Below are 16170 nucleotides of genomic sequence, written 5' to 3'. Positions count from 1 at the left end.
GCCGTCTCAGGTGAGATACGCCGGTGCCGCCACGGGCAACGTAAATCGGAACTCGGCGCCGCCGCCGGGGGCGCGGCCGACCGTGATGGTTCCGCCGTGGGCCTCGACGATGCCCTTGACGATGTAGAGCCCGAGGCCCGTGCCGCCGCGCTTGCTGCCCCGCCAGAAGCGGGTGAAGACGCGGTTCATGGACTCCTCCGGGATGCCGGACCCTTCGTCGCTCACCGTGACCGACGTTCCGGTGTCCTCGCCTTCGCGGGGGGACGCCGTGGCCGTGATGTCGATGGTGACGGTTCCCTCGCCGTGCCGCACGGCATTTTCCAGGAGGTTGCTGAGCACCTGGTCGACCTTGTCGGGGTCGGCCCACAGGTCGGGCAGCGGCTGTTCGAGGCGGAGCAGGAAGCGGTCGGCGGGCAGTCCGGCGGCGACGTACGCCTGGATGTGGCGGCCGACGGCGGCGCCGATGTCGACGGGCTGGCGGCGCAGCTCCAGGCGCCCGGAGTCGATGCGGGAGATGTCGAGGAGTTCGGCGATGAGCCGGGTGACGCGGTCGGCGTCGGCGTCGACGGTCTCCAGCATCAGCCGCTTCTGGTCGTCGGTGAACCGTTCCCATTTGGCGAGCAGGGTCGCGGTGAAGCCTTTGACGGAGGTCAGCGGGGAGCGCAGTTCGTGGGCGACGGTGGCGATCAGCTCGGCGTGGCTGCGCTCGGTGCGGCGGCGGGCCTCGGTGTCGCGCAGGGTGACGACGACGCGGTGGACGGGGCCGGTGGGCTCGGTGCGGACGTAGCGGGCCGTGACGAGGACCTCACGCCCGCCGGGCAGTAACAGGTTCCGCTCGGGCTGGCGTGTGCGGATGGCGAGGCCGCCGTAGGGGTCGGTGACCTGCCACCAGCGCCGGCCCTCCAGGTCCTCCAGGGGCAGGGCCGCCTCCAGGCGCATGCCGAGGGCTTGTTCGGCGGGGACGGCGGCGATGCGGGCGGCGGCTGCGTTGAAGCAGATCACCCGGCCGTCCTCGTCGGCGACGACGAGGCCGTCGGGCAGCTCGTCGGGGTCGATGCCGAGCTCGGCGGTATCACCGGGCCTGCGCGTGGGCGGGCGCCGCCGCGCCTCCCGCGTTCCCGGTGCGCTGCTCGTGCCGACGCTCATCCCCGTATCCCACCTCTCAGAAGCCATGGGAGGTGCCCCTGGGCTGGTCACCCTACTAGCTGTCGGTGACGGAGCGGCACCCTCCGGAGGCGCGCTGTGCACGCGCGGACGCGTAGAGACATACGGCGGCGGCGGTGGCGAGGTTCAGGCTCTCGGCCTTTCCGTGGATCGGGACGCGGACGACGGCATCCGTGAGCGCACGGGTCTCCTCGGGCAGGCCCCAGGCCTCGTTGCCGAACAGCCAGGCGGTGGGCTCGCCCATGGTGCCCTTGTCGAGTTCCTCGTCGAGGTCGCGGTCGCCGGCGCCGTCGGCGGCGAGGACGCGCACTCCGGCGTCCCTGAGCCGCCCGACGGCCTGGTCGACGGGGACGCCGACGGCGACGGGCAGGTGGAAGTGGGAGCCGACGGAGGCGCGGACGGCCTTGGGGTTGTACAGGTCGACGGAGGCGTCGGTGAGGACGACGGCCTCGGCGCCGGCGGCGTCGGCGCACCGCAGGACGGTTCCGGCGTTGCCGGGGTCGCGGACGTTGGCGAGGACGGCGACGAGGCGGGGCCGGGCCGCGAGGATGTCCTCGAAGGGCGTGTCCAGGAACCGGCACACCCCGACGAGGCCCTGCGGGGTGACGGTGGTGGAGATGTCGGCGATGACCTGCTCGGCGGCGAGGTGCACGCGGGCGCCCGCGTCACGGGCGGCGCCGACGATGTCGGCGTACCGGTCGGCGGCGTCCGGCGTGACGAACAGCTCGACGAGGGTGGGCACGCCGTCGACCCGGTGCCCGGCGGCCTCCCGCACGGCCTGCGGCCCCTCCGCGAGGAACAGCCGGTCCTTCCCCCGGAAGTTCCGCTTGGCGAGCCGCCGCGCGGCGACCACGCGGGGCGAGCGGGGAGAGATCAGCTCGGGGACGGCGGGGGGCATGCAGCAACTCACCTTCGGTGCAGAAAAATCCGCCGCGACGGCGATCGGCCACGACGGCGGTGTTCGGCGGTGCCGAACCAACCTACTCACACAACACAACGGACCCGCGGGTTCACCCCACGGGTCCGTTCCGTCACGTCGGCTCAGAGCCGGCGCAGCGTCACGCGGCCTTGGGCGCGTTGACGTCGCTCGGCAGAGCCTTCTGCGCGACCTCGACGAGCGCGGCGAACGCGTTCGCGTCGTTCACGGCGAGCTCGGCGAGGATCTTGCGGTCGACCTCGACGTTGGCGGCCTTCAGACCCTGGATGAAGCGGTTGTAGGTCATGCCGTTGGCGCGGGCGGCGGCGTTGATCCGCTGGATCCACAGCTGACGGAAGTCGCCCTTGCGCTTCTTGCGGTCGTTGTAGTTGTAGACCAGCGAGTGGGTGACCTGCTCCTTGGCCTTGCGGTACAGGCGCGAGCGCTGACCGCGGTAGCCGGAGGCCTGCTCGAGGATCGCCCGGCGCTTCTTGTGAGCGTTGACTGCCCGCTTGACGCGTGCCACTTGTTAACTCCTTGTAGCGGGGCCGCGGTGGTCGTCACGCGGCCCGATATCGATTGGGTCCCGGTCCAGACGAAGGGCGCTCAGGCGCCGCAGCGTCACTTGCCGAGAAGCTTCTTGATCTTCTTGGCGTCGCCCGGGGCCATCTCGGCGTTGCCGGTGAGGCGCCGCGTCAGACGGGACGACTTGTGCTCGAGCAGGTGGCGCTTGCCGGCGCGCTCACGGAGCACCTTGCCGGAGCCGGTGACCTTGAAGCGCTTGCTGGCACCGCTGTGCGACTTGTTCTTCGGCATAGCGCCGTTCTCTCCTCGTCGGTGGCGCTCCGGTGCCCGGTCGTGAAACCGGGCACGGTGGAGCGTCGCTTGTATCGGTTACTGCTTCCCTGGGACTGGCGTCCCCGGGGTCACGCCTCGGCGGGCTCGTCGGCCGGCGCGTCGAGCTCCGCGGCGTTCTGCGAGCGGCCGGGGTTGGCCTTCGCTTCGGCCTTGCGGGCTTCCTGCGCCTGGCGGGCCTCGGCCATCGCCTCGGTCTTCTTCTTGTGCGGACCGAGAACCATGATCATGTTTCGGCCGTCCTGCTTCGGGTTCGATTCCACGAACCCGAGGTCGGCCACGTCCTCCGCGAGACGCTGCAGCAGTCGGTAGCCCAGTTCGGGCCGGGACTGCTCGCGACCACGGAACATGATCGTGATCTTGACCTTGTCGCCCTGCTTGAGGAACCGGACGACGTGACCCTTCTTGGTGTCGTAGTCGTGCGGGTCGATCTTCGGCCGGAGCTTCATCTCCTTGATGACCGTGTGCGCCTGGTTCTTGCGCGCCTCACGGGCCTTCATGGCCGACTCGTACTTGAACTTCCCGTAGTCCATGAGCTTGCACACGGGCGGACGGGCGTTCGCCGCGACCTCGACCAGGTCCAGGTCGTACTCCTGCGCAAGCTCCAGTGCCTTGGCCAGGGGGACGATGCCCACCTGCTCGCCACTGGGACCGACAAGTCGCACCTCGGGAACGCGAATCCGGTCGTTGATGCGGGGCTCGGCGCTGATGGATCCTCCTCGGTAGCACCACGCGACGGTCTGGCGGACAGCCGCGTAACGTCTGTGTTTGACAGACCTAACCGCACCGGGGGAACAAAAATGCCCCGGCCGATCACAGGCGGGGCTCCTCGAACTACCGGAGCACCGCCGCGATGAACGCGGGGCACGCTTTCGGGTCGACGCTGCCACGGAGGGGCGGGGCCGCCTGACCGGTGACCCGCCGTCCCAGAGGGACGGTCAGGTGGGAGTTCGAAAGCCTCCACTTGTGGGCCGGGCCCGTCGCCCGAGGGCGTACGCGTCCGACCGGTCCTTACTCAAGGTTAGCAGGTCGCCGGGGCAAGGGCTAACCGACGCCGAGTGCGCCCGCCCGTCGCCGTGCGCCTATCGTGTGCGGCATGAGTGAGACCCCTCCTGAGACGCCCGACTTCGACGCCATGACCCGCGACATCGCCGAGGTCCCGGCGGTCGAGGTGATCGTGACGGTCGCCGTCAACCTGATGAGCGCCGCGGCCGTGAAGCTCGGTCTGACGGAGGAGGGCGACGCCCACAAGGACCTGGACGAGGCCCGCAAGCTGGTGCACGCGCTGGCCGGTCTGCTCGACGCGAGCACGACCGAGATCAGCTCCTTCCACGCGGCGCCGCTGCGTGACGGTCTGAAGTCGCTGCAGCTGGCGTTCCGCGAGGCGTCGGTCGTCCCGGACGAGCCGGGCCAGGGCCCGGGCGAGAAGTACACGGGGCCCGTCTTCGGGTGAACTCCGGGCTTCGGCCGGCGCCCGGCCCCCGGGTGACGCTCGGGGGCGGGGGCTGACTCAGTCGCGGACGTACAGACGTACAAGGGTTCAGTCGCGGACGTACAAGGGCTCGCCCGGTGGCGTGGCCCCGGCCGGCAGCAGTGCCAGGTCGAGGCCCCGCACCAGGCGGGCCCTCAGTGTTTCGTCGGCGGCGAGGCGACCGGCGACAGCGCGGGCGGTCTCGGCGGGCGGCGCGGAGGCGTCGAGGACGAGGGCGAGGGTGCCGTCGGCCCGCCCCGGTCCGAGGTGGGCGCGCAGGACGGCGGGTTCGGCGGCCACGGCACGCCGTACGGCTTCGACGACGGCCGGGTCGGCGAGCGGGTCGGCGCTGGTGCGGCCCTCCGCGAGCGCCAGCAGCGCGGGGCCGGTCAGTTCGAACGGCACGGGGCCGGCCAGGTCCAGGACGACGGTGTCCGCCTTCTCGTGGGCGGCGGCCTGGAGCGCCTGGTGCAGGGGTACGGCGACCGGGCGGGCCGCCGGGTCCCAGCGGGCGAGGGAGTCGGTGGAGGTGAAGGCCGGGAGGGCGGTGCGGCCGGCCGCCTTGAGGGTGGGGACGGCCATGTCACTGGTCTTCTCGCGCCGCAGACCCTTCTCGTCCTCCTCCACCTCGCCGAGCACGGCGACGACGGGGACGAGCAGCCGGGCGCCCTTGAGCGCCTCCAGGACGGGGGCGACGGCGGCGCGGTCCTCGGCCCAGGCGGCGAGCGCCGCGCTCAGCCGGGGGTCGGCGGAGCCGTCGTCGTCGGAGAAGCCGGGGTCGGGGATGTTCTTGTTCGCCACGGTCACCGACCCTATCGGGGGCGCCGTGGGGCGCCGTACGGGGCTGCCGGGCCGATCCGGACGACAGGCCTCAGTGCCGGTCCGGGGACCAGGTGACGGGGGTGCGGCGGGCGCGCCACATCACCACCGCCATGACCAGCAGCACGGCGCCCGCGCTGCCCGCGAGCGGGGCGGCCCAGTCGGCGGTGTCGTCGGCGGAGGCGGCGGCGTCCGGGCCGGGGCCGAAGTACTTCTCGCCGTACGCCGCCGGGCGCAGCCGTTCGGGCTTCAGCGCGCCCGCCGCCTCGATCGCGGCGGCCGGGTCGACGAAGCCGAAGCCGCGTGAGTCGTCGCGGCCGCCGGCGGGGGCGTTGCGGGCGGTGTCCTCCAGGAGGTCCTTGACCTGCGCCGGGGTCAGGTCCGGGTGGGCGGCGGTCACCAGGGCGGCGGCGCCGGAGACGAACGCGGCGGCGGCGCTGGTGCCCCAGCCCTCGTAGTACTTGCGGTCGGGGTCGGCGATGACGACGTCGACGCCGGGGGCGCTGACCGTGGCGTACCAGCGGCGGGTGGAGAAGGAGGCGCGGGTGCCGTAGCGGTCGACGGCGGTCACGGCGATCACGCCCGGGTAGGCGGCCGGGTAGGAGATGCGGTCGCCCTTCTCGCCGCCGTTGCCGGCGGAGGCGACGACGACCACGCCCTTCTTCAGGGCGTACTGGATGGCCTCGTCCTCGGCGGGTTCGGGGTGCGCGGAGGCCGAGTCGTCGCCGAGGGAGAGGTTGATGACGTCGGCGCCGTGGTCGGCGGCCCAGCGGATGCCCTCGGCGAGGGCGTTGCCGCGGGTCTTGCGGGCCTTGGCGCGGGAGGGGTCGCCGTCCTCCAGGATCACGCGGACCGGGAGGATCTTCGCCTCGGGCGCGATGCCCATGACGCCCTCGTCGCCGCCGCTGCCGTGTCCGTGGCCCGCGACGATGCCGGCCATGGCGGTGCCGTGCCGGGCCCAGGCGCGGTCGCCGCGCTTCGCGCCGAAGCCGACCATGTCCTTGCCGGTGAGGACGTTGCCCCGGAGGTCGGGGTGGTCGGCGTCGACGCCGGTGTCGAGGACCGCGACGGTGACGCCCTCGCCCTTGGTGGTGCGCCAGGCCTGTTGGGTGTGCATGGCGTCGAGGGCCCACTGCTGGGCGCGGATGCCGTCGGCGTGGGCGGTGCCCGGGATCAGGGCGAGGGCGGCGGCGAGGAGCGGCGCGAGCAGGGTCGCCGCCCGGCGGGAGACCACCGGGGCCACCGGGCGCACTGGGGCCGCCGGGACCACCGGGGCCACTGGGCGACGGGTCATGACGGCTGCTCCGTGGTCCGGCCGACGGTCTTGCGCAGGCCGCGCTCGACGCGGTCTGCGAGGCCGCGCGCCTCGTGGCCGAGGCCGGCCTGGGCGGGGGCCGCGGTGGTGCCGGTCTTCATGGCCTCCTCGGCGGGCAGCGGTTTGTCGACCGTGCGGCCGTCGGCCCAGCCGGAGACGGCGAACACGACGACGGGGGCGTCGGTGAGGACGGAGATCTCCCAGGCGGCGCGCTGCTCGGCGCCGAAGCGTGCGGCGGGGGTGTCCTCGGCGGCGTACGGGAGCGGCATGAGGTCGGTGCGGCTGTCGAGGCCGTCCTTGCGGAAGCGGCCGGCGAGGGTGGTCATGGCGGCGGCGTCGGCGTCGGTGAACAGCAGGCCGACGGTGGTGACGTGGCTCTGGGTGGCGTCGGTGTACGTGGCGCGCAGCAGGCGGCGGCAGCCGACGGGGGCGAGGGCCTTGCGGAGCAGGGGGTCGAAGGCGTCCTTGCAGCCGCTGTCGGGGGCGACGGCGACACGGGTCCAGGTGCGGTCGGCTCCGCCGGGTCCGGCGCCGCGGCCGTCCACGGTGGGCGGGAAGAGCTGGTCGACGGGGACGCTGTGCCACAGCCCACCGGCGGCCTCGTACGTCTCGCGCGCGCCGCCGTCACCGGGCTCACCCGCGAGCCAACTGCCGGTGACGGCACCGCCGATGAGCCCGAGGCCGAGCACGAGACACACGGCGGCGGCAGCGGTCCGCGACCGCCGGGCCGCGCCGAGCACCCGGGGCCGGGCCTGATCGTCGTACCCCTCGGGCACCGCGAACGACACGGCGGGGCGCGCGCCGGTGCCCCCACGGGGGACCCCCGTGGGCGCGCTCCAGGCGAGGGAGGGGTCAGGCGGGGTGGGCGGGACGCCGGGAGGGGCGGGGGGCGTGCGAGGGGGCACAGTGCGGGGCTGGGCGCCGGGGGGTACGGAGGGCGCGTCCGGCGTGCGGAACGACCCGGTGCCGGACCGGCCACTGGGCGGCGCCGAAGGCGTCTCCGGGGTGCGGAACGACCCGGTGCCGGACGAGGTGCGGCCGCCAGGTACGGCCCCCGGGCCGGTCTCCGGGCCGGTCTCCGGGCCCGGAGGGACCGGACGCAGCCGGGTGGTGGTCTCGCTGGGCGTCTCGGCGGGCGCGGCGGGCCGGCCCGCCGGGCGGGGAGGCACGGCGGGGCGCCGGGGCGGGTCGGCGGGCGCCGGATTGGCCGGGCGGGCCGGATGCGGCGGTACGGCCGACCGCCGGGCCGGGTCCGCAGCCGACGGTGGAGCGGCAGGTGGAGCGGCCGGACAACGCGGACGCGGGGGTACCGGCGGGCGGCCGGCCGGCTGAGGCGGTACGGCGCCGCCGCCCGACGTTGCGGGGCGGGCGGCGCCACCGCCCGGCATCGCGAGGCGGGTGTCGCCGGCGGGCGAGGCCGGTGAAGAGGCAGGGCCGTCGCCCGTCGTTTCAAGGCGGGCCGGACCACCACCCGGCATTCCGAAGCGGGTGTCACCGGCGGGCGGGGCCGGTGACGGGGCAGGGCCGCCGGCCGGCGGTTCAAGGCGGGCCGGACCACCACCCGGCATTCCGAAGCGGGTGTCGCCCGCGGGCGGGGCCGGTGACGGGGCAGGGCCGCCGGCCGGCGGTTCAAGGCGGGCCGGACCACCACCCGGCATTCCGAAGCGGGTGTCGCCGGCGGGCGGGGCCGGTGAGGAGGCGGGGCGGTCGGCCGGGGTTTCGGGTGGGGTGGTCCGGCCCACCGTCGGGGCCGTGTCCGGGAAGCGGGCCGAGGCCTTCGGGGCCGGTGGGGCGGGGACGGCGGTGGGGCCGGTGACGGTTTCCGGGCGGGCCGCGGGAGCGTCCCGGTCGTCGGGGGTCGCGTTCGCGGGCGAGGAAGGTGTGGAGGCGCGCCGCGCTTCCGTGCTCATCCGCCCCCCGTTTCCTCGTCCCCGGGTCGTGCCGTCCCGTGCCCGGGCCCCGTACCGTCCAGCGGGCACCGCCGCGGCCCTCGGGCACGCATACCCGCGCGCGCGTGCCGGCACCCCGCGCGGTTGCGGCGGGTGGCGTTCCGCGTGCGTGCGCGTCACTCTACGGCGTGTCGGCACCGGAGCGGGAACCAGTCCGCGGCACCGGGGCATCTGCCCGGGAACGTCCCCCTACCCTGCGGTAATCCCTTCTGGCAGGCTGCGGTCATGACCGCACGCTCCGCCGACCGGGCTCGTTACGACCGGGCCACCGCCCATCTCGACGCTCCTCTCGCGATCGTGGACCTGGAGGCGTTCGACGCCAACGCCGACGACCTGGTCCGCCGGGCCGGCGGGAAGCCGGTCCGGGTCGCCAGCAAGTCCGTGCGCTGCCGTGCCCTGCTCGAACGGGCCCTGGCCCGGGACGGCTTCGCGGGGATCATGTCGTTCACGCTGGCCGAGTCCCTGTGGCTGGCCCGCTCCGGATTCGACGACGTCCTGCTCGCCTACCCGTCCGCCGACCGCGCCGGTTTCGCGGAGCTCGCCCAGGACCCCAAACTCGCCGCCGCCGTGACCGTGCTGGTGGACGACCCGGCGCAGCTCGACCTGATCGACGCATCCCGTGACGGCGGGCGCGAAGTGGTGCGCGTGTGCCTGGAGTTGGACACCTCGCTGAGGCTGTTCGGCGGGCGGGTGCGGGTCGGCGCGCTGCGCTCCCCGCTGCACTCCCCGGCGCGGCTGGCCGACCTGGCGCGCGCGGTGGCCCGGCGGCCGGGTTGCAAGGTCGTCGGGATCATGGCGTACGAGGGTCATGTCGCCGGTGTCGGGGACGCGGTGGCCGGGCGGCCGCTGCGGTCGCGGGCCGTGCGGCTGATGCAGGCCGCGGCGCGCCGGGAGCTCGCGGAGCGGCGTGCGGCGGCGGTGCGGGCGGTGCGGGCCGTGGTGCCGGACCTGGAGTTCGTCAACGGCGGCGGCACGGGCAGTGTGCAGCACACGGCGGCCGAGGACGCGGTGACGGAGGTCGCCGCCGGGTCGGGGCTGTACGTGCCGCGGCTGTTCGACAACTACACGTCGTTCACGGGCCGGCCGGCCGCGCTGTTCGCGCAGCCGGTGGTGCGGCGTCCGGGTGTCGGGGTGGTGACGGTGCTCGGCGGCGGCTACCCGGCATCGGGGGCGGCCGGTCCGGACCGGCTGCCGGTGCCGTATCTGCCGGAAGGGCTGCGGTACGACCCGCAGGAGGGCGCGGGCGAGGTGCAGACGCCGCTGGTCGGCTCGCCCGCCGACGATCTCCTCGTCGGCGACAAGGTGTGGTTCCGGCACGCCAAGGCGGGCGAGCTGTGCGAGCGGTTCGAGACGCTGCACCTGGTGGAGGGCGACGTGGTGACGGGGTCCGTGCCGACGTATCGCGGCGAGGGGCGCACCTTCCTCTGAGGGCCGTCAGTCGGTGGGGCCGATGCTGCTTCCGACGCCGCCGCCGGTGGACGCGTCGTCGGCCGGCCGTATGCCCTTGGTGATGCGGTCCATGTCGGCGAGCGGCGGGCCGTCCTCGCCCGCGTCGAAGACGTAGCGGACGAGGACGGGCGACTCGGTGCCGACGGTGGAGGGGAACACCAGCGACTGCACGTAGCCGCCGGGGCCCTTCGCTGTCGTCACCCGCCAGCGCACGAAGTACCCGGCGCGTCCCGCGACCGCGACGGGGCCGGCCGCGATCTCCTCGTGGGACTCGATGCCGCCGTAGGGCCGGCGGTCGAGGATGTCGCGGTCGTAGGCGTCGTCGGCCGCGTCGGAGATGTCCTCGCGGGCCAGAGCCCGGGGCGAGCGCTCGTCGTTGGCGGTGATCGTGCGGGAGATGACGAGGCCGTGCCGGCACAGGCCGCCGTCGCCGGGACAGTCGTAGGTGCCGTCCCTGGTCATGACGACGTCGTCCTGGGAGACGTGCTCCGGGCGGATCCAGCCGTCGAGGAGCGGCAGGGTGATGCCGTTGAGTTCGTCCACGACGCGGTTGGGGTCCTCGGCGGCGGACGTGGCGGGGGACGGGGACGGCGTGGTGGGGTCGTCCGTCGGCGCGGCGGAGGACGACACGGTGGGGGCGGTCCGCGGCGGGTTCTGTGTACCGGGGTCGCCGTCGTCCTTGCCCAGCAGGACCGCGCCCGTGACGACTACGGCGACGAGGACGGCACCGGCGGTGGTCATGGCGACGGCCCCGGCCCGGCTGCCGGAGGCGGCGGGCGGCACGGAGGCTCCCGGCGGGGCGAGGGCTCCCGGCGGCACGGGGGCTCCCGGCGGGGCCGGCGGCGGCGCGGGCGGTGCCGCCGCCTCCGGCGCGCGCCGGTGCTCGGTCCAGGCCGTGCCGTCCCACCAGCGTTCCTGGTGCGGGCCGGACGGGTCGCGGTACCAGCCGGGCGGCGGCGTCATGCTCATCCCGGCACTGTAGTCAGACCCTCTACAGCGGCGTCACGTACGCCCCCGAGATTCCGCCGTCGACCAGGAAGTCGGTGGCGTTCACGAAGGACGAGTCGTCGCTGGCGAGGAAGGCGACGGCGGCGGCGATCTCGTCGGCCTCGGCGAACCGGCCGAGCGGGATGTGCACCAGGCGCCGCGCGGCGCGCTCCGGGTCCTTGGCGAACAGCTCCTGGAGGAGCGGGGTGTTGACCGGGCCCGGGCACAGGGCGTTGACGCGGATGCCCTCGCGGGCGAACTGCACGCCCAGTTCACGGGACATGGCGAGCACGCCGCCCTTGGACGCGGTGTACGAGATCTGCGAGGTGGCCGCGCCCATCCTCGCCACGAAGGACGCCGTGTTGATGATGGAGCCCTTGCCCTGGCGGCGCATGTACGGGATGGCGGCCTTGCAGCACAGGTAGACGGAGGTGAGGTTGACCTCCTGGACGCGCTTCCAGGCGTCCAGGCCGGTCTCCAGGATGGAGTCGTCGTCGGGCGGGGAGATCCCGGCGTTGTTGAAGGCGACGTCGACGCTGCCGTAGGTGTCGTACGCCGTCTTGAACAGCGCCTCGACCTGCTCGGGGTCGGTGACGTCGACCTTGACGAAGATGCCGCCGGTCTCCTCGGCCGCCGCCTTGCCGCGGGTCTCGTCGACGTCGCCGCAGACGACGTGGGCGCCCTCGGAGGCGAGCCGGCGGGCGGTGGCGAGGCCGATGCCGCTGCCGGCTCCGGTGACGACGGCGGTGCGGCCGACCAGGCGGCGGCAGACGGGGTCAGAGGTCGATGAGGTCACTGTGCGGGGCCCTCCGTGCTGATGAAGACGTTCTTGGTCTCGGTGAAGGCGGTCAGGGCGTCCGGGCCCAGTTCGCGGCCGATGCCGGACTGCTTGAAGCCGCCGAACGGGGTCCAGTAGCGGACGCTGGAGTGGGAGTTGACGGACAGGTTGCCCGCGCGGACGGCCCCCGAGACGCGCAGGGCGCGGCCCACGTCACGGGTCCAGATGGAGCCGGAGAGGCCGTACGCGGTCGCGTTGGCCAGCTCGACGGCCTCCGCCTCGTCCTCGAAGGGCAGCACGACGGCGACGGGGCCGAAGACCTCCTCGACGGCCACGCGCGCGTGCGGGTCGACGCCGGTGAGGACGGTCGGCGGGAACCAGAAGCCGGGGCCCTCGGGGGCCTTGCCGCGGATGCCGGGCAGGTCGTCGGGGACGTACGCGCGCACGCGGTCCAGCTGGGTGCGGGAGATGAGCGGGCCCATCGCGGTGTTCTCGTCGGCCGGGTCGCCGACGAGGACCGACTCGACCGCGGGCGCGAGGAGTTCGAGGAAGCGGTCGTGGACGGAGCGCTGGACGAGGATGCGGGTGCGGGCGCAGCAGTCCTGGCCGGAGTTGTCGAGGAAGGACATGGGTGCTGCCGCGGCGGCGGCCTCCAGGTCGGAGTCGGCGAAGACGATGTTGGGGCTCTTGCCGCCGAGTTCCAGGGTGACGCGCTTGAGCTGGGCCGAGCCCTTCGCCAGCACCTGTTTGCCCACGGCCGTGGACCCGGTGAACACGATCTTGGCGACGCCGGGGTGGTCCACGAGGGCGGCGCCGGTGACGGGGCCGTGGCCGGGGAGCACCTGGAAGAGGCCTTCGGGGAGTCCTGCCTCCAGGGCGAGTTCGGCCAGGCGCAGGGCGGTCAGGGGTGTCGTCTCGGCGGGCTTGAGGAGGACCGCGTTGCCTGCGGCGAGCGCGGGCGCCGCGCCCCAGGCCGCGATCGGCATCGGGAAGTTCCAGGGGGCGATGACGCCGACGACGCCGAGCGGTTCGAGGATCGTGACGTCGAGTCCGCCCGCGACGGGGATCTGACGGCCGGTCAGCCGTTCCACTCCCCCGGCCGCGTAGTCGAGCAGGTCGCGGACGTTGCCGGCCTCCCAGCGGGCGTTGCCGATCAGGTGGCCCGCCTCCCTGACCTCCAACCGCGCCAGTTCTTCGAGGTGTTCGTCCACGGCGGTGGCGAAGCGGCGCAGCAGGCGGGCGCGGTCGCCCGGCGCGAGGCCGGCCCAGCGGGTCTGGGCGCGCGCGGCGCGTTCCACGGCCGTGTGGACGTCGGCCGCGGTCGCGGCGGGGACGGTGGCGACGATCTCTTCGGTGGCCGGGTTGACCACCTGGAGCTGGTCGGACAAGGAGGGCCTCACATGCGTTCGAAGGAGCGGCGCAGTTCCCAGTCGGTGACCGCGGCGTCGAAGGCGTCGAGTTCGACGCGCGCCATGTTGCGGTAGTGGGCGACGACCTCGTCGCCGAAGGCGGCCTTGGCGAGGGGGCTGTTCTCCCACAGTTCGGCGGCTTCGCGCAGCGTGGTCGGGACGTGCGCGAAGTCGGCGGCGTAGGCGTTTCCCGGGCAGGGTTCGGGCAGTTCGAGGCGCTGCTCGATGCCGTGCAGTCCGGCGGCGACCATGCCGGCGACGGCGAGGTGCGGGTTGACGTCGCCGCCGGGCAGCCGGTTCTCGAAGCGCAGGGAGCGGCCGTGGCCGACGACGCGGAGCGCGCAGGTGCGGTTGTCGTGGCCCCAGGCGACGGCGGTGGGCGCGAAGGAGCCCGGCTGGAACCGCTTGTAGGAGTTGATGTTGGGCGCGTAGAGCAGGGCGAAGTCGCGCAGCGCGGCGAGCTGTCCGGCGAGGAAGTGCCGCATGACGTCGGACATCTCGGTGCCGGGGCCGGTGGCCATGACGTTGGTGCCGTCGGTGTCGGCGAGCGAGAGGTGGATGTGGCAGGAGTTGCCCTCGCGCTCGTTGTACTTGGCCATGAAGGTGATCGACACGCCCTCCTGGGCGGCGATCTCCTTGGCGCCGGTCTTGTAGACGGCGTGCTGGTCGCAGGTGACGAGGGCCTCGTCGTAGCGGAAGGCGATCTCGTGCTGGCCGGGGTTGCACTCGCCCTTGGCGGACTCGACGGTGAGGCCGGCGGCGGCCATCTCGTTGCGGATGCGGCGCAGCAAGGGCTCGACGCGGCCGGTGCCGAGGACGGAGTAGTCGACGTTGTACTGGTTGGCCGGGGTCAGGCCCCGGTAGCCGGCGTCCCAGGCCTGTTCGTAGGTGTCCTTGAAGACGATGAACTCCAGCTCGGTGCCGACCTGTGCGGTGAGGCCGTGCTCGGCGAGGCGGTCGAGCTGGCGGCGCAGGATCTGGCGGGGCGCGGCGGCGACCGGGGAGCCGTCGCTCCAGGCGAGGTCGGCGACGAGCAGGGCGGTGCCCTCGTTCCAGGGCACGCGGCGCAGCGTCGACAGGTCGGGGTGCATGGCGAAGTCGCCGTAGCCGCGGTCCCAGGAGGACATGGCGTAGCCGTCGACGGTGTTCATGTCGGCGTCGACGGCGAGGAGGTAGTTGCAGCCCTCGGTGCCGTGGTGGAGGACCTCGTCGAGGAAGAAGCGCGCGGCGAACCGCTTGCCCTGAAGCCGCCCTTGCATGTCGGGGAACGCCAGCACGACCGTGTCGATGTCACCGCCCGCGACGAGGGCGTGCAGTTCCTCGATGCCGAGCGGGGGTGTGCGGTCTGCCACGGGAGAGCCTCCTTGGGCTTCTTCGTCGCCGCCATGAGCCATAAGGTCGTGATCCATAAGGTATTGCCGAGGACCTTTGCTTGGGAAGGGGGCACGGCCGTATGCGGGAGGAACCGGGCGGCGGGGACGGTCTGACGCCGGTGCTGCGGCCGGTGCGGGCGGGCAACGGCTTCGAGGAGGCTTTGGAGCAGATCCTCCAGGTGGTGCGGCTCGGACTGGTGCCGGAGGGCGGGCGGCTGCCGGCGGAGCGGGAGCTGGCGGAGCGGCTGGGGATCAGCCGGGTGACGCTGCGGGAGGTCCTGAAGGTGCTCCAGGACCAGGGCCTGCTGGAGTCGCGGCGCGGGCGGTACGGCGGGACGTTCGTGCTGCCGCGGCGGGCCGACCCCGGCGAGGAGGCGCTGCGGCGTCGGGTCGCCGAGGTCGACGTGGAGGACGTGCTGCGGTTCCGTGAGGTGCTGGAGGTGGGCGCGGCCGGGCTGTGCGCGGCACACGGGCTGGACGGCGCGCGGGCGGCGCGGCTGCGGGAGGCCCTGGACCGCACGCACGACGCGCCGCTCGCCGAGTACCGGCGTCTGGACACGATGCTGCACCTGACGCTCGCGGAGCTGTGCGGATCGCCGACACTGGCGGCGCAGTACGCGGCGGTCCGCGCGACGCTGAACGACCTGCTGGACTGCATTCCGCTGCTGGTGCGCAACCTGGAGCACTCGCAGCGGCAGCACACGGCGCTGGTCGAGGCGGTGCTCGACGGGGACGTGGACGGGGCGCGGGAGATGATGCGGGAGCACTGCGGCGGGACGGCTGCGCTGCTGCGCGGATTCCTCACGTGAACCGGCCGCGCGGCATGGACGCCGTTAAAGGTACTGGTTCACACCATTGATTTCCCCTTGCTTTTTATCGCCTTTTATCGCTTTCCATTGATTTCCGTTGCTTTTCGCCATCGCAGGGAGGGTCGAGGTGACCGGACGGCGGCCGCTGATCGGCGTCAGTACGTATCTGGAGGCCGGGGCGCGCTGGGGCGTGTGGGAGCTGGAGGCGGCGCTGCTGCCGGCCGGGTATCCGCGGCTGGTGCAGCGGGCGGGCGGTCTGGCCGCGATGCTGCCGCCGGACGCGCCGGAACACGCCGCGGCGACGGTGGCCCGCCTCGACGGGGTCGTGATCGCCGGCGGTCCGGACGTGGACCCGGCGCGCTACGGGGCGGACCGCGACCCGCGTACGGGACCGCCGGCCACGGAGCGGGACGCGTGGGAACTGGCGCTGATCGGGGCGGCGTTGGAGGCGGGCGTGCCGTTGCTGGGGATCTGCCGCGGGATGCAGCTGCTGAACGTCGCCCTCGGGGGCACGCTCGTCCAGCACCTGGAGGGGCACGCGGAGGTGGTGGGGGTGTTCGGCGGGCACCCGGTGAAGCCGGTGCCGGGGACGCGGTACGCCGCGCTGGTCCCGGAGGAGACGGTCGTCCCGACGTACCACCACCAGTCGGTGGACCGGCTCGGGGACGGACTCGTGGTGTCGGCGCGGGCGCAGGACGGCACGGCGGAGGCGCTGGAACTTCCGTCGGCGGCGGGGTGGACGCTGGGCGTGCAGTGGCATCCGGAGATGGGGACGGACCTGCGGGTGATGCGGGGGTTGGTACGGGCGGCCCGCGACCGCGGGTGACCGGTCCGCCTGACGCGCGGGCGGCACACGACCGCGCGTGCCCCGCCCGC

At 73.8% G+C, this 16170-nt stretch carries 16 protein-coding genes; 4 read left to right on the top strand and 12 right to left on the bottom strand.

All coding sequences use genetic code 11. The features are described from left to right. Window positions 1-6: 6 nt before the first annotated feature. The 5 genes from ACZ7D7_RS23515 to infC all read right to left on the bottom strand — a co-directional run bounded on the left by ACZ7D7_RS23515 (window position 7) and on the right by infC (window position 3645). On the bottom strand, window positions 7-1146 hold the full coding sequence (locus ACZ7D7_RS23515) for a sensor histidine kinase (protein WP_470826738.1): 1140 nt from the start codon (window positions 1144-1146) through the stop codon (window positions 7-9). A gap of 55 nt (window positions 1147-1201) precedes the next feature. Then, a complete protein-coding gene (locus tag ACZ7D7_RS23510) occupies window positions 1202-2062 on the bottom strand; it encodes a TrmH family RNA methyltransferase (protein ID WP_470826736.1) in 861 nt (286 codons plus the stop codon). A 160-nt stretch (window positions 2063-2222) separates the two neighbouring features. Further along, window positions 2223-2606 (bottom strand): 50S ribosomal protein L20, encoded by a 384-nt coding sequence (rplT, locus tag ACZ7D7_RS23505; RefSeq protein WP_030381833.1) that lies wholly within the window; start codon window positions 2604-2606, stop codon window positions 2223-2225. Between the two features lie 95 nt (window positions 2607-2701). Continuing rightward, window positions 2702-2896 carry a 50S ribosomal protein L35 gene (gene rpmI / locus ACZ7D7_RS23500; RefSeq protein WP_007829094.1) on the bottom strand — a complete coding sequence of 65 codons (195 nt, stop codon included), beginning with the start codon at window positions 2894-2896 and terminating at the stop codon, window positions 2702-2704. Window positions 2897-3006: 110 nt separating this feature from the next. Continuing rightward, a complete protein-coding gene (gene infC, locus ACZ7D7_RS23495) occupies window positions 3007-3645 on the bottom strand; it encodes a translation initiation factor IF-3 (RefSeq protein WP_470826991.1) in 639 nt (212 codons plus the stop codon). Between the two features lie 386 nt (window positions 3646-4031). Between infC and ACZ7D7_RS23490 the strand changes: the two genes are divergently transcribed. Further along, the gene (locus ACZ7D7_RS23490; protein ID WP_470826734.1) at window positions 4032-4388 is read left to right on the top strand and encodes a DUF1844 domain-containing protein; all 357 of its coding nucleotides are present in this window, start codon (window positions 4032-4034) and stop codon (window positions 4386-4388) included. An 87-nt stretch (window positions 4389-4475) separates the two neighbouring features. Here ACZ7D7_RS23490 and ACZ7D7_RS23485 read toward each other — a convergent pair whose 3' ends face one another. From ACZ7D7_RS23485 to ACZ7D7_RS23475, 3 genes are all read right to left on the bottom strand, one after another. Then, window positions 4476-5207: an SseB family protein gene (locus ACZ7D7_RS23485; protein WP_470826732.1), complete on the bottom strand. Its 732-nt coding sequence runs from the start codon at window positions 5205-5207 to the stop codon at window positions 4476-4478. A 70-nt stretch (window positions 5208-5277) separates the two neighbouring features. Next, on the bottom strand, window positions 5278-6519 hold the full coding sequence (gene mycP / locus ACZ7D7_RS23480; RefSeq protein WP_470826731.1) for a type VII secretion-associated serine protease mycosin: 1242 nt from the start codon (window positions 6517-6519) through the stop codon (window positions 5278-5280). Next, on the bottom strand, window positions 6516-7328 hold the full coding sequence (locus ACZ7D7_RS23475) for a hypothetical protein (protein WP_470826730.1): 813 nt from the start codon (window positions 7326-7328) through the stop codon (window positions 6516-6518). The genes mycP and ACZ7D7_RS23475 overlap by 4 nt, the downstream gene beginning before the upstream one ends. Window positions 7329-8714: 1386 nt before the next feature. On the opposite strand from ACZ7D7_RS23475, the gene ACZ7D7_RS23470 reads away from it, so the two are divergent. Beyond that, window positions 8715-9917 carry an amino acid deaminase/aldolase gene (locus ACZ7D7_RS23470; RefSeq protein WP_470826728.1) on the top strand — a complete coding sequence of 401 codons (1203 nt, stop codon included), beginning with the start codon at window positions 8715-8717 and terminating at the stop codon, window positions 9915-9917. A 6-nt stretch (window positions 9918-9923) separates the two neighbouring features. Here ACZ7D7_RS23470 and ACZ7D7_RS23465 read toward each other — a convergent pair whose 3' ends face one another. The 4 genes from ACZ7D7_RS23465 to ACZ7D7_RS23450 are packed head-to-tail and all read right to left on the bottom strand — an operon-like array spanning window position 9924 to window position 14464. Continuing rightward, window positions 9924-10901 (bottom strand): DUF2510 domain-containing protein, encoded by a 978-nt coding sequence (locus ACZ7D7_RS23465; RefSeq protein ID WP_470826990.1) that lies wholly within the window; start codon window positions 10899-10901, stop codon window positions 9924-9926. A gap of 28 nt (window positions 10902-10929) precedes the next feature. Further along, window positions 10930-11721, bottom strand: a complete 792-nt coding sequence (locus ACZ7D7_RS23460; RefSeq protein ID WP_470826727.1) for a 3-oxoacyl-ACP reductase — start codon at window positions 11719-11721, stop codon at window positions 10930-10932. Beyond that, window positions 11718-13091: an aldehyde dehydrogenase family protein gene (locus tag ACZ7D7_RS23455; RefSeq protein WP_470826726.1), complete on the bottom strand. Its 1374-nt coding sequence runs from the start codon at window positions 13089-13091 to the stop codon at window positions 11718-11720. The genes ACZ7D7_RS23460 and ACZ7D7_RS23455 overlap by 4 nt, the downstream gene beginning before the upstream one ends. Before the next feature lie 8 nt (window positions 13092-13099). Then, window positions 13100-14464 (bottom strand): glutamine synthetase family protein, encoded by a 1365-nt coding sequence (locus tag ACZ7D7_RS23450; protein WP_470826724.1) that lies wholly within the window; start codon window positions 14462-14464, stop codon window positions 13100-13102. Between the two features lie 101 nt (window positions 14465-14565). Between ACZ7D7_RS23450 and ACZ7D7_RS23445 the strand changes: the two genes are divergently transcribed. Both ACZ7D7_RS23445 and ACZ7D7_RS23440 read left to right on the top strand, forming a co-directional pair. Further along, window positions 14566-15294 (top strand): FadR/GntR family transcriptional regulator, encoded by a 729-nt coding sequence (locus ACZ7D7_RS23445; RefSeq protein WP_470826723.1) that lies wholly within the window; start codon window positions 14566-14568, stop codon window positions 15292-15294. A 127-nt stretch (window positions 15295-15421) separates the two neighbouring features. Then, entirely contained in the window at window positions 15422-16120 is a 699-nt protein-coding gene (locus ACZ7D7_RS23440; RefSeq protein WP_470826721.1) for a gamma-glutamyl-gamma-aminobutyrate hydrolase family protein, read from the top strand. Window positions 16121-16170: the final 50 nt, after the last annotated feature.

The sequence above is a fragment of the Streptomyces sp. NPDC037054 genome (assembly GCF_055606745.1).
This window is presented reverse-complemented; position numbering and strand designations above follow the sequence as displayed.

What these genes read in the sequence shown, in the direction of transcription:
- ACZ7D7_RS23515 (WP_470826738.1), bottom strand. Translation starts at nt 1,146, where the DNA reads ATGAGCGTCGGCACGAGCAGCGCACCGGGAACGCGGGAGGCGCGGCGG.
- ACZ7D7_RS23510 (WP_470826736.1), bottom strand. Translation starts at nt 2,062, where the DNA reads ATGCCCCCCGCCGTCCCCGAGCTGATCTCTCCCCGCTCGCCCCGCGTG.
- rpmI (WP_007829094.1), bottom strand. Translation starts at nt 2,896, where the DNA reads ATGCCGAAGAACAAGTCGCACAGCGGTGCCAGCAAGCGCTTCAAGGTC.
- ACZ7D7_RS23490 (WP_470826734.1), top strand. Translation starts at nt 4,032, where the DNA reads ATGAGTGAGACCCCTCCTGAGACGCCCGACTTCGACGCCATGACCCGC.
- mycP (WP_470826731.1), bottom strand. Translation starts at nt 6,519, where the DNA reads ATGACCCGTCGCCCAGTGGCCCCGGTGGTCCCGGCGGCCCCAGTGCGC.
- ACZ7D7_RS23470 (WP_470826728.1), top strand. Translation starts at nt 8,715, where the DNA reads ATGACCGCACGCTCCGCCGACCGGGCTCGTTACGACCGGGCCACCGCC.
- ACZ7D7_RS23465 (WP_470826990.1), bottom strand. Translation starts at nt 10,901, where the DNA reads ATGACGCCGCCGCCCGGCTGGTACCGCGACCCGTCCGGCCCGCACCAG.
- ACZ7D7_RS23445 (WP_470826723.1), top strand. Translation starts at nt 14,566, where the DNA reads ATGCGGGAGGAACCGGGCGGCGGGGACGGTCTGACGCCGGTGCTGCGG.